This is a genomic window from Chromohalobacter nigrandesensis, from assembly GCF_023061285.1.
GTDB classification, from domain to species: Bacteria; Pseudomonadota; Gammaproteobacteria; order Pseudomonadales; family Halomonadaceae; genus Chromohalobacter; species Chromohalobacter nigrandesensis.
The window spans coordinates 102,086-113,849 of the sequence record NZ_JAKGAM010000012.1 but is presented as its reverse complement, the minus strand read 5'-3'; the positions used below and the strand labels follow the sequence as shown (position 1 = coordinate 113,849).

At 59.4% G+C, this 11,764-nt stretch carries 16 protein-coding genes and 1 pseudogene; 11 read left to right on the top strand and 6 right to left on the bottom strand.

Annotation, left to right across the window (positions count from 1 at the left end; all coding sequences use genetic code 11):
• The 4 genes from L1073_RS13905 to L1073_RS13890 all read left to right on the top strand — a co-directional run.
• On the top strand, positions 1-334 hold a 334-nt coding region (locus L1073_RS13905), incomplete at its 5' end, for a hypothetical protein (protein ID WP_246900194.1).
• An 87-nt stretch (positions 335-421) separates the two neighbouring features.
• Positions 422-808, top strand: a complete 387-nt coding sequence (locus L1073_RS13900; protein WP_246900193.1) for a tautomerase family protein — start codon at positions 422-424, stop codon at positions 806-808.
• Positions 809-904: 96 nt separating this feature from the next.
• Positions 905-1,492 carry a hypothetical protein gene (locus tag L1073_RS13895; RefSeq protein ID WP_246900191.1) on the top strand — a complete coding sequence of 196 codons (588 nt, stop codon included), beginning with the start codon at positions 905-907 and terminating at the stop codon, positions 1,490-1,492.
• Positions 1,493-1,590: 98 nt separating this feature from the next.
• The gene (locus tag L1073_RS13890; RefSeq protein ID WP_246900190.1) at positions 1,591-2,100 is read left to right on the top strand and encodes a hypothetical protein; all 510 of its coding nucleotides are present in this window, start codon (positions 1,591-1,593) and stop codon (positions 2,098-2,100) included.
• Positions 2,101-2,342: 242 nt separating this feature from the next.
• Here L1073_RS13890 and L1073_RS13885 read toward each other — a convergent pair whose 3' ends face one another.
• Positions 2,343-2,975 carry a lysophospholipid acyltransferase family protein gene (locus tag L1073_RS13885; protein WP_246900189.1) on the bottom strand — a complete coding sequence of 211 codons (633 nt, stop codon included), beginning with the start codon at positions 2,973-2,975 and terminating at the stop codon, positions 2,343-2,345.
• A 204-nt stretch (positions 2,976-3,179) separates the two neighbouring features.
• Here L1073_RS13885 and L1073_RS13880 point away from each other — a divergent pair, with 204 nt between their 5' ends.
• The 5 genes from L1073_RS13880 to bfr all read left to right on the top strand — a co-directional run bounded on the left by L1073_RS13880 (position 3,180) and on the right by bfr (position 6,140).
• The gene (locus L1073_RS13880; protein ID WP_246900187.1) at positions 3,180-3,704 is read left to right on the top strand and encodes an NUDIX domain-containing protein; all 525 of its coding nucleotides are present in this window, start codon (positions 3,180-3,182) and stop codon (positions 3,702-3,704) included.
• A 258-nt stretch (positions 3,705-3,962) separates the two neighbouring features.
• Entirely contained in the window at positions 3,963-4,508 is a 546-nt protein-coding gene (locus L1073_RS13875; RefSeq protein ID WP_246900185.1) for a hypothetical protein, read from the top strand.
• 7 nt (positions 4,509-4,515) lie between these two features.
• A complete protein-coding gene (locus L1073_RS13870) occupies positions 4,516-4,953 on the top strand; it encodes a type II toxin-antitoxin system YafO family toxin (RefSeq protein ID WP_246900184.1) in 438 nt (145 codons plus the stop codon).
• Positions 4,954-5,148: 195 nt separating this feature from the next.
• Positions 5,149-5,352: a (2Fe-2S)-binding protein gene (locus tag L1073_RS13865; protein WP_040243348.1), complete on the top strand. Its 204-nt coding sequence runs from the start codon at positions 5,149-5,151 to the stop codon at positions 5,350-5,352.
• A gap of 311 nt (positions 5,353-5,663) precedes the next feature.
• Complete coding sequence (bfr, locus tag L1073_RS13860) at positions 5,664-6,140, top strand: bacterioferritin (protein ID WP_246900182.1); 477 nt, start codon at positions 5,664-5,666, stop codon at positions 6,138-6,140.
• Between the two features lie 147 nt (positions 6,141-6,287).
• Here bfr and L1073_RS13855 read toward each other — a convergent pair whose 3' ends face one another.
• From L1073_RS13855 to L1073_RS13835, 5 genes and pseudogenes are all read right to left on the bottom strand, one after another.
• Complete coding sequence (locus tag L1073_RS13855; protein WP_246900181.1) at positions 6,288-7,382, bottom strand: 5-(carboxyamino)imidazole ribonucleotide synthase; 1,095 nt, start codon at positions 7,380-7,382, stop codon at positions 6,288-6,290.
• Positions 7,383-7,892, bottom strand: a complete 510-nt coding sequence (gene purE / locus L1073_RS13850) for a 5-(carboxyamino)imidazole ribonucleotide mutase (protein ID WP_246900179.1) — start codon at positions 7,890-7,892, stop codon at positions 7,383-7,385. It abuts the gene before it with no gap.
• Between the two features lie 119 nt (positions 7,893-8,011).
• Positions 8,012-8,243: pseudogene (locus L1073_RS13845) on the bottom strand (DUF1653 domain-containing protein).
• Positions 8,240-9,064, bottom strand: a complete 825-nt coding sequence (gene tcdA / locus L1073_RS13840) for a tRNA cyclic N6-threonylcarbamoyladenosine(37) synthase TcdA (protein ID WP_246900178.1) — start codon at positions 9,062-9,064, stop codon at positions 8,240-8,242. Before tcdA ends, L1073_RS13845 begins: the two are co-directional and overlap by 4 nt.
• A gap of 14 nt (positions 9,065-9,078) precedes the next feature.
• Positions 9,079-9,864, bottom strand: a complete 786-nt coding sequence (locus L1073_RS13835) for a pseudouridine synthase (RefSeq protein ID WP_246900176.1) — start codon at positions 9,862-9,864, stop codon at positions 9,079-9,081.
• A gap of 101 nt (positions 9,865-9,965) precedes the next feature.
• On the opposite strand from L1073_RS13835, the gene L1073_RS13830 reads away from it, so the two are divergent.
• Both L1073_RS13830 and L1073_RS13825 read left to right on the top strand, forming a co-directional pair.
• Entirely contained in the window at positions 9,966-10,694 is a 729-nt protein-coding gene (locus tag L1073_RS13830; RefSeq protein ID WP_246900174.1) for an SIR2 family NAD-dependent protein deacylase, read from the top strand.
• Between the two features lie 107 nt (positions 10,695-10,801).
• Positions 10,802-11,752: a bile acid:sodium symporter family protein gene (locus tag L1073_RS13825; protein WP_281506096.1), complete on the top strand. Its 951-nt coding sequence runs from the start codon at positions 10,802-10,804 to the stop codon at positions 11,750-11,752.
• Positions 11,753-11,764: the final 12 nt, after the last annotated feature.

The window sequence follows — 11,764 nt, the reverse complement described above, 5'->3', positions numbered from 1 at the left end:
AAAGCGGCAAAGAATGAAGAAAGTCGTTGGGGAACTGCGCGAACCCAGCTTTTCCGTGTTAGGTGATGTTCTTGAGAGCCTAATGCGGCCCCAAAAGCAGGGCTGGCTCTATTTTGGGTTCTTTGTCTTCCTCGCGTTCTTTTTGGCGTTTCATCTATTTGAAGCGGCGGTTAGCTCTGCAGTACCGAATATACGAACTACAGATACGGTATATTTCGATACAATGCCTACGTGGTTTATTTTCGTCGTGTTAGTTAAGCTTGCGTTCTGGCTGTTTAGCGTGACTTACATAGCTATGTTCATCAAAAAACTAATCTGGGACAAAAATGCATAACCAAGTGCAGCACTACACAGCCTTCGGCTGTCGGACGCTCGCAAGCTCGCGCCGGTGTGCACGGCGTTACACATCGCAGGAGGCATTGTGATAGTCATCTATGGAATCAAGGAACATCTTAACCCGGTCAAGGCTCAGCTTTCTGAGGTCATTCACGGGTGTATGCAGTCAGTTTTGGGCATGCCAGAAGACAAGCGGGCTCATCGGTTCATCCCAATGGATGCCGAAGACTTTTATTACCCCGGTGGTAGAACGCCCGCTTACACGGCCATTGAAATCAACATGATGCAGGGTCGCACGCCGGATACCCAAAAGGCTCTGATTAAGGAGTTATTCAGCAAAATAGAGTCTGATGTTGGCATTTCACCTGTAGACATAGAAGTGACGATCAAGGAGCAGCCAGCCCACTGCTGGGGATTTCGGGGCATGACCGGAGACGAGGCGCGTGATCTCAAGTACTCAGTCAATGTGTAACAAATTGCTCAAGTATGTTCCCGGCCTGACGGCCGTCCACCGGACGCCCCTGACGGGCCGCCGCTTAGCTTTGCGTTATGCAGTAAGGAGACCCTAATGGCAATGGTGGACGGCCGAATCTGGCCACCTTATGAGGCGTTTTATATCAACGGGATGTTATTTAATGCCCAGTCCGCCTTTCGGTCGATTGCACGGATTTCTCATGCTTTTGAAACTCTGCCAGAGGCCGCGATGGAAGAGGGGCTCGATCGGGTCCTGACACATAACATTCTCAATGATTTACAGAATATTATTGTCCATGGAGCAGCATTATCACGCTATTTCTGGCCAGTTCGGAAAGGGCATGCAGAGCGTGGCGTTCACCTACGTGAGTCCCTCAATATTGATGAGAGCAACCCTCTTTTTTCTCGTGACCTCAGGAATGCCATTGAACATTTTGATGAACGGCTAGATCGCTACCTGTCAGACGGTATCGTAGGTATTGTCATCCCTGAGTATGTGGGGCCGAAACCAAGCGATGATGGTGTTCCGGGTCATCTATTTCGTGCTTTTTTCACAGATGTTGGCATTTTTCGCCTTCTCGATAGTGACCATGAAATGGACCCTATCGTTGCCGAAATCATTAGGATTAAAGAGCTTTTGGAGACAGCTGATGAAAATGGCGGAAGACTCCCGACTGCATAACCAGTTCAGGCACGGCGACGCCCACTACATTGCGCCTTCGGCTCCATTCCATGGGCGCGCATGCTGCAAGCGTTATGCGCTAAGGAATATTTGAGAGTATGGCATCGGGTGTATCGAATAAATTAACGGGACAGGTTGGGGAGCATCTAGTGTCGGCAGTACTGGGAACACTTGGCTATTATGCTTCTCCTTACTCTGGAAACGTGCCGGGATTTGATGTTACTGCGGTTCACTCTGAATCTCTCAAGTCATTTCCTGTTCAGGTTAAAGCGAGTACCAAGGGTGCGTTGGTTCAGTCCTCGATCGATAAATGGTGCGACCACAGTATCGATGAAGAAAATCGCCAAACAATTGGTTCACTCAAACCGCTTAAACATCCGAATTTGGTCTGGATTTTGGTGCGGCTGGGCGATTTGGGAATCAGCGGCGCAAGATTTTTCATATGCACAGAACGCGACATACAACAGAAGATGGTTGCCCGGTACTCGGCTTTTATGGAGAGGCACGACTATCGCCGTCCGGGAGGCGGGGCTTCTCCGCAGGCGATTCTCAACATCAAGGACGTTGCTGAATTTGAGGATAACTGGAGAATCCTCCCGGACTATTAGATTGACGATGGTCTTGCATAACCAGTGGCAGCACGGTGACCGCTTTTCCGCCACGCTGCGGCTCCAAACCGGCACGTGTGCCAAACGTTGAGTCTGTAGAACACCTACTGATGGCGACGTTTCGGTAGGATCGGGTAAACAGATGAGTAGTGGTCGTCATGCCCCGCTTCACGCCTTCAACCACGATCAGAACGCCACGCTGGCGAGCTTCGTTAGTCGCCATGCCAAGGTGGCTTTGAGTTTTATGGCTTTTGGTCCCTATGGTTTTTGGCGTTCCACAGTATTTTTACTGGCTCAGAAAGCCTCTCGGGTCGGCGAGGTGTTGCCTCGGAAAAGCCTTCGTAAAGCTTCTGCATGTCTGCTTCGATATCTTCGGTAGGCTGCAGGATGATAGGGAAAGTGAGCTGCTTTTTACCATAATCGGCCACTGCCAGAACGATCGGTACGCCGGCTTGTCGTGCAATGTGGTGAAAACCGGTTTTCCACTTCTTGGCGCTCTTCCGTGTTCCCTCCGGGGTCACCACAATGGCCATATGATCATCGGTTTTGAACTGCTCAACGGCTTGTTCGACGACACCGCCGGCTTGCGTACGATCCACCGGAATGGCCCCAAGTTTACGCAAAAGCCAACCGAAGGGGCCTTTGAACAGGGTATGCTTGATCATGAAGCGGGCATCAAGTCCTAGCGCAATGCCACAAGCTAGCCCCAGAACACCGTCCCAATTCGACGTGTGCGGCCCGGCGGCGACCACGGCTTTTGGAGTGTCAGGAAAAGGGTGAATATTCCAGCCCGCCATGCGCAACAGTCGTGAAGCTACTCGTTGCATTAGCGAAGGTTTGACATCGACGCTGTTGGGTTGTTTGTTAGCTGTCATCCGTGATTGACCCTTTTGATTCTGAGTTTAAATTATACCGCGCCGCTGATTTTCGGCGTTGAGGTTGTAGAAAAACCGCTGACATCACGCTTCGGCAGGATCGGGAATCCTGGCGCGCTCCGATATCGGGTCCTGGACTCGTGCATAGTCCGTTGTGTCGGTAGAATCGTGGCTCTTTTGTACCCCGATTGCCGGACGCCTACCATGAAGCTTCTGAAGGAACTGATCCACCCTGAACTGTCTTCCCGCAACGGGCGGGTCTTTCGACGCCATGCAGCCCGAGGGATTGTCCTGCGGGATGATCGGATTCTGCTGCTATTCACTGAGCGCTACAACGATTTCAGCCTGCCCGGCGGGGGTATTGATGAGGGCGAAGATATTGTTGTGGCCCTCAAGCGTGAGCTGGAAGAGGAGACCGGCGCACGCGATGTCCAGGTCAAGGAGCATTACGGCTTTATCGAGGAATACCGTCCGTATTGGAAGCCTCAATTCGACCTGATGCATATGACGTCTCATTTCTTCATGTGTGATGTGGCCCTCAAGCTGGCCGATGCGCGGATGGAAAGCTACGAAGTGGCCAATGGAATGAAGCCGATCTGGATGCCGGTGTCGGAAGCGGTGGACCATAATCGCCAGGTCATGGCGCGTCAGGAGGGCACCATGGGGCAATCGATCCAACGCGAAACGTTCATGCTGGAAAAAATCGCTGATGAGCTGGTACCAGCGTAGGTACGTTATCCTATGGAAAACGCATGAACACGGCTCTATGACGCATGGTTCGAAGGGGGGCGCCTAGATTTTCCATCACCTTCCTCAATTGCGCCAAGCATGGTGCGCAGCGTTTAGCACACTAAAGCTACCTTGCACAGTGCTGATCGCTGGAGTAAGCTTCGTTTCCCTTGCCGTTTGGGCAAAAATGCAACACTCTCCTAGCGTGCTAGTCTGATGCAAGAAGTGCCTTGTCAGGCTTTTGCGGAGGCATCTGTGATGAATACCGTGAACCTCAAATCGTCAATCGGCTTTGCGATCAGCATGTTCGGCGCGCTGTCGTCGGGTGTTGGCGTGGCATCTACTGAGGTTGTCCACTACTCGGTTCATCAGGTGCCGTCAGCCCAGAAGCAAGAAAGCCGCCGCGCTGAGCGGGCATACATTCTTAGCGAAATTGTGCGCGCCAACCGTCGTGCTCGCCACCTGGCCCAGATATTCCAGAACGAGTGCGTTCGCCTCTCTCAGATGCCCGATGATGCCGTGGTCGACCCAGAGGCCTACCAAGGCCTAGTGGATGCTTTGCGTGCCCAAGAAACTATGCTCAGGCGTACCATTGCGATAGTGGGGCGCGATGAGGCAACAGAAATGGGCATCATGGATCTCCAACGGAATACCGCGAAAGCGCGTTCCGCTGCATCCAGTGCGACCCTTCTAGCCAAGCAGACTACCAACAAGCCCAAAGTGGTTGCGGGCGCCGCCAGTGGCGACGCGATGAAGGCGCTTGCCGATCGTTTCGATACCGAGCTGACTAAGCGCTTTTCATAAGGGCGTTATGGCCAACGTCCATTTCCATGCGCAAAGCGAATATCTGTTCGACCAAGTGGACGCTCAGCATCCTGGGCTGAAGCAGGCTCTGGTGGATGATTTCAAAGCCTGTGTCGAGTCGTTCTTCGATTACCGGCCTCCTCGCTTTGGCAAGTTCGATTTGTATACTCGGCCCCCATCCTTGCGAGGCTTGGATATCTGGCATATCCATATCTGTATGCCACCAAGGGCAGGGTTCCCCACCCACCTTGAGCAGCGTCGCATGGTGTGCAATAGGCAGGAGCCGGAGAGGGATGCATCTCTGGTCTATGTCCAGGGCCTGATCGAGGAAGATGAATACTGTCTGCTGGCCATGCTTTATCCGTATGCTCACGAAAAGGCCGAGAACGAGCAGCGGATGCTCTGGATTGCCGACATGGCGAGAGACTTCCGTGATCGCTATTGATGATATTTCGGAGCTAAACTTTCGTTATCCCCCCACCTTCCCGATTGTGCCTCGAAATCAGCCTCTTACCTGCGCCTCCCGATGACATGCCACCAAAGTCGAGTCTTCGCCGAGCGAAAAGAGAGTGATTGGGGGTTGAAAGTATTTATGCGAATCATTTACATTCCCTATCAGAGCGAGCAGCGAGGTGATGGAATGTACGTGTGCATATGCCGAGGCGTGACCGACAATGCCATTCGCGAGGCCGTTGAAGACGGGGCGCGTAGCTGGCGGGAAGTGCGTGAGCGTACCGAGTGTGCGACTCAGTGTGGCCGTTGCGCCTGCACGGCCAAGGCCATCACGCGTGATGCCATCACCCAAGAAATGATGCCCAGTGCGGATCTTGCCTACGCCGTCTAGCCGTTGCATTGCTTAACCACGCGCCGCTGCGTCGCGTCGCTGCATATCGAACATCATCGCCAAACGCCGCTATCCCATTGGGTAGCGGCGTTTTAGTATCTGGCGCTTGGCGCAGGCGGAGTGGCAATCGTTCTCGCCTGTTATTTCCAATCCTTCACAAATGCGGCGTTTTCGCGGCAAGATCCTGTCTTTATTCGACTTTTTCGGCGAAATAGTCGATACTCTCTATATCCCAAGGCAGGGGTGGCTGGTTACGATTGGCGGGTCATCATTGCCTTACAACTAAATGACTCTGCAAGGGAGACGTGACGATGAAAGGTGATGCCAAGGTTATTCAGTACCTCAACACCGCACTGGGCAACGAGTTGGTGGCGATCAACCAGTACTTCTTGCACGCCAAGATGTACAAGGATTGGGGCCTGGCCAAGCTCGGCAAGTGGGAATACGACGAATCCATCGAAGAGATGCGTCATGCCGATGAGTTGATCGAGCGCATTCTATTCCTCGAGGGCATTCCCAACCTGCAGGATCTGGGCAAGCTGCACATCGGCGAGAACACCAAGGAAATGCTCGAGTGCGACCTCGCCATCGAGAAGACGGGCTGGCAGGACTTGATCGACGCCATCGCTTACTGCGAAGAAGTGCGCGATTACGTCAGCCGTGATCTGTTCCGTCGTATCCTCAACGACGAGGAAGAGCACATCGATACGATCGAGACCGAACTCGGCCTGATCGACAAGGTGGGTATCCAGAATTACCTGCAGCAGCAGATGCACGCCGAGGAATGATCTCGGCGGCGGCGCTTTAGATAGTCTGCTTTAAATAGATCGGTCTAAAGCGCTATAAAGATTGCGTACGAAACAAGACGCCGTGGCGATATGATATCGCCACGGCGTCTTGTGTTTTAGTGCGCTTTTTTTCAGCTCGGGCCGTTTTCAGCCCAGGTCGTTGACCAGCAGCGCTTCGACGGCGGCGGTGCGTTCGGCCAGCGTGGCCGCGTCGGGGGCGAGGACCGTGACATGGCCGATCTTGCGGCCGGGGCGCGGGTCCTTGTGGTAGTCGTGCAGGTGCGCGCCGGCGACGCTGAGCACGGCATCGCGATCGGGCAGGGCGCCGATGATGTTGAGCATGGCGCAGGGCACGAGACGCGTGGTGTCGCCGAGCGGCAAGCCGGAAATGGCGCGCAGATGGTTCTCGAACTGGCTGGTCGTCGCGCCTTCGATGCTCCAGTGCCCGGAGTTGTGCACGCGCGGGGCGATCTCGTTGGCGAGTAGCTCGCCGTCGCGGGTGACGAAGAACTCGAAGGCCATGACGCCGACGTAATCCAGCGCCTCGAGCACGCGCGTGGCGTAATCGGCGGCCTGGGCCTGCAGCGGGTGATCGGGCTGCGGCTCGGCGCGATGCAGAATGCCCTGGCGATGCTCGTTGCGCGACAGCGGCCAGACCCGCACCTCGCCGTCGCGACCGCGCACGGCGATGGCCGAGACTTCGTGATCGAAGTCGACGAAGCCTTCCATGATCAGCGGCACGTCGCCCAGCTCGGCGACGCTACCGGTGACGTCCTCGGCGTTGCGCAACACCTTCTGGCCCTTGCCGTCGTAGCCCAGCGTGCGCGTCTTGAGCACCGCCGGCAGGCCGATCTCGGCCACCGCGCGCTCCAGGTCGGCTTGGGTATCGACCAGCGCGATGGGCGCGATGGCAATGTTCAGCGACTGGAACAGCGATTTCTCGGCGCCACGCTCACGCGCCGTTTCCAGCGCCTTGGCCGGGGGAAAGGCGGGGCGCTGTTCAGCGAGCTGGCTCAGGGCCATCGCCGAGATGTTCTCGAACTCGAAGGTGATGACGTCGCTGGCCTCGATCAGCGCCTGATGCGCCTCGTCGTCGTCCCACTCGGCACAGAGATGGACGCCGTGGATGGCGGCGCAGGGCTGAGGCGACGGATCGAGAAAGGTGAAACGCATGTTCAGCGGTGCGCCCGCTTGCGCCAGCATCCGACCCAGTTGGCCGCCGCCTACGATACCGATATTCATTCATGCCTCCTGCGTGTCATCGGTGGGACGCGGATCGGGCGCGTCCAGCACCTTTTGTGTCTGTGCATCGCGATAAGCCTCAAGCGCCTGACGAATATCCGGGTACTTGTTGCCCAGCATGGCGGCGGCGAGCAGGGCCGCGTTGATGGCGCCGGCACGGCCGATGGCCAGCGTGCCGGTGGGAATGCCGGCGGGCATCTGGACGATGGAGAGCAGCGAGTCGACACCGCTGAGCATGCTCGATTGCACGGGCACGCCGAGCACCGGCAGGGGCGTCTTGGCGGCGGCCATGCCGGGTAGATGCGCAGCACCGCCGGCCCCGGCGATGATCACTTCCAGCCCGCGCTCGGCGGCACCGGCGGCGTAGTCGAACAGCAAATCCGGCGTGCGGTGGGCAGAGACGACTTTGACTTCGTGCTCGATGCCCAGTGCCTCGAGCGTGTCGACGGTGTGGCACAGGGTCGCCCAGTCGGACTTCGAGCCCATGATGACACCAACCAGTGCGCTCATGCGTTCTCTCCTTCGGATGTGTGGCAACGCCATGGCGTCGCGCGAAACGAGAAGCGCGGCATTATAGCATCGCAGGCCGCTTGGGGCAGTGCCGGCCCATGTTTAGTCGCGCCCCGCGCTCAACGGAAGGCGACCTCGAGTTCGAAGCGCGGCACCGGCTCGCCGGCGACGTCGACGCTCTCGCAGAACATCGTCAAGGGGCGCACCCAGAGGCCGTAGTCGCCGTACAGCGCGCGATAGACCACCAGCGGTTCCTCGGTTTCGCTGTGGTGGGCGACGCCCAGTACTTCATAGCTGGCGCCCTTGTAATGACCGGTAGATGCCGGGGATGGGGCGTGTCTCGTGGCTCATGAGGAGGCCTCCGTGAGAGGGGAGTCGGCCGGTTCGCGCTCGGCTTTGGCGGCGAGGCGCGCGAGCGTGCGCGAGGCGGCCACGAAGCCGAAGCTGCCGGTGACGAAGGTCGCCGCGCCGACGCCGCTGGCGCAGTCGAGGCGCGTGGACTCGCCATTGCCGGGTTTCTGCTGGCAGACCTCGCCCTCGGCGTCGGGATAGACGAGCTGCTCGTCGGAGTAGACGCATTCGACGCTGAAGCGCCGCTTGGGATTGCGCGAGAAGCCGAAATCCCGCCGCAGGCGCGCGCGTACCTTGGCCAGCAGCGGGTCGTGCTCGGTACGCGTCAGGTCGGCGACGCGGATCCGCGTGGGATCGGTCTGGCCGCCCGCCGCGCCGGTGACGGTCAGGCTGATCTTGCGGCGCTTGCACCAGGCGATCAGCGCGCTCTTGGCGATGACGCTGTCGATGGCGTCGATAACATGATCGACGTCCTCAGGCAGGCGCTCGGCGAGATTGGTCGGCGTCACGAAGGCGGTGTCGGCGTGCACCGTAATGCCCGGCTGAATGGCGCGGCAACGCTCGGCCATTACCTCGACCTTGGGGCGCCCGATGGTACCGTCCAGCGCGTGCAACTGGCGGTTGACGTTGGACACGCAGACATCGTCGAGATCGATCAACGTCAGGGTGCCGATGCCGGAACGGGCCAGCGCCTCGGCGGCCCAACTGCCGACGCCGCCCACGCCGATGACCACCACATGGGCGTGGCGGAAGAAGGCCGCAGCGCGGGTGCCGTAGAGGCGGCGAATGCCCCCGAAGCGGAAATCGTAATCGTCGTGCATGTGAGCTTTCCTCGTTACCGGGCGTGACCGGCGGGCCATAGCGATACAGGGCGCGTCTCGTGCCAGTCGACGCGTGTCGCCGTAGCGTGGCCCTGCCAGCCGAAGCGCGCGAACAGCGTGTGCATGTCGTCGGCCAGGGGCGCGTCGATGTGTAGCGTGCGCTGGCGCTCGGGGTGCCAGAGCGTCATGCCCACGGCCGCCAGCAATAGGCGCGGGCTTTCCAGGTGATCGCGGAAGAAGCGATTATGGGCGCCCTTGCCATGTTTGGCGTCACCGATGATCGGGTAGCCGCGCCGCGAAAGATGGCGGCGAATCTGATGCCGCCGGCCGGTCCAGGGCTGGGCTTCCATCAAGGAATAGCGCACCTGGGGATAACGGTCGATGCGCACCGGCAATTCGACGCTGTCCAGGCGGCGCACGGCGGTCCAAGCGGCCTGCTCGGGCATTTCCGACTTGGGGCGTTTGCCGTCTTCCTCGCGCAGGCCGTAATCGAGCACGTCTTGCTCCGGGCCGACGCCGCGCACCACCGCCAGGTAACGCTTGTGCACGCGGTGCGCGGTGAACTCCTCACCGAGTGCCTTGGCCATTTCCGGGTCCAGGGCGAAGAGCAAAAGCCCCGAAGTGGGCCGGTCGAGCCGGTGCACCGGATAGACGTGGCGCCCTAGCTGATTGCGCAGAGTTTGCAGGGCGAATACCTGCGCATCGGCGGCGATCGCACTGCGGTGGAGGAGCATGCCCGAGGGCTTATGCACGGCAACCATGCGCTCATCCTGATAAAGTAGGGGCAATTCCGACGTCATGAAGGGGCCTTCGGCTCGCTCGAAGGGCGCCTATTGTCGACGTTGCCAGATAGGATGTACAGCCGATGATGAAGTCGACGCAACCACGTCAGGAGGCAGGCATGAGCGAGCATCAGGCACCGCATCTCGTCGTTCTCACCGGGGCGGGCATCAGCGCCGAGAGCGGCCTCAAGACGTTCCGCGACGGCGATGGCCTGTGGGAGAACCACCGCGTGGAGGATGTCGCCACGCCCGAGGGCTTCGAACGTGATCCCGAGAGCGTGCTGCGCTTCTACGACGAGCGCCGTGAGCAGACGCGCCAGGCATCGCCCAACGCCGCGCATTGCGCGCTGGCCGAACTCGAGCAGGCCGGGTTTCGCGTCAGCGTCATCACCCAGAACATCGACGACTTGCATGAGCGGGCCGGGTCGCGCGATGTATTGCACCTGCATGGCGAGATCCTCATGGCGCGCTCGAGTGCCGATGCCAGCTTGCGCTATCCGGTGGGGAGCAAGGGCATCCGCATGGGCGACTTATGCGACAAGGGCAGCCAGTTGCGCCCGGACGTGGTGTGGTTCGGCGAGCCGGTGCCGCGTTACGCTCAGGCGTGCGATATCGTTGCCGAGGCGGATCTCGTGCTGGTGGTGGGCACCTCGCTGGCGGTGATGCCGGCGGCGATGCTGCTCGATCAAGCGCCCATCGAGGCGCCGTGCCTGCTCGTCGATCCCCAGGCCGAGTCGCTTGCGCCACGCGGCGTTCGCGCCATTGCGCAACCGGCAAGCCAGGGCATACCGCCGCTGGTGGAACACTGGCGGCAAGCGGGCAACCTGTGGGTGCCGGACTGGGCCTGAAGCCGAGGCGCTTCGCCTGTGCCACCTTTTACGGCACACTATCGCCTTCCTCTTGTACACATCAAAAAGGTGCATAAAGCGCCGCTGCCAAACGCCAGGACACGCACATGCCAATCTTCGAACGCATCAATCGTCTGTTTCCCGTCTGGGCTATCTTGCTGGCGGTCATCGCCGCGCTCGTGCCGGAGCTTTTCACCGGCCTAGCCGGCTATATCAAGGCGCTGCTGGTGATCATCATGTTCGCCATGGGGCTGACCCTGACCAAGGGCGACTTCGCTCGGGTGGTGAAGTCGCCCAAGCCCATCGCCGTTGGCGTCGTGCTGCAGTTTCTGGTCATGCCGCTGGCGGCGCTACTGGTCTCGCGGGTCCTGGGGCTTTCACCCGAGCTGACCATCGGGATGGTGCTGGTGGGCGCCACGGCAGGCGGCACCTCGTCCAATGTGATGACCTGGCTGGCCGGCGGGCACGTGGCGCTCTCGGTGTCGATGACCATGGTCTCGACGCTGATCTCGGTAGTCGCCACGCCGTTGATCACGCTGTTGTTGCTGGGCCAGAGCATCGACGTGCCGGTGCTGGGCATGCTGCTGAGCATCGCTCAGTTGGTGGTCGCGCCCATCGTGCTGGGCGTGGTGATCCATCACCTGCTGGGAACGCATATTCAGCGCGTGGAACCGGCCCTGGCCACGCTGGCCATGGCGGCCATCGTCTTGATCATCGCCATCGTGGTGGCGCTCAATGCCGGGCGTTTGAGCACGCTGGGGCCAATCGTGGCGCTGGCGGTCATCGCGCATAACGGCATCGGCCTTGCGGCGGGCTATGGCCTGGCGCGGGCGCTGCGCTTCGACACGCGGACCGCACGGACTATTGCCTTCGAGGTCGGCCTGCAGAACTCCGGGCTGGCGGTGACTTTGGCCAATCAGTTCTTCACCGCGAGTTCGGCGCTGCCCGGGGCGCTGTTCTCGGTATGGCACAACGTCTCCGGCTCGCTGCTGGCGGGTTACTGGAAGCGCCGCCACGTGTCGAACGCGCCGCCTGCCGCCGCGACGCCGCGTGGATGAAAGCCCGGCCGG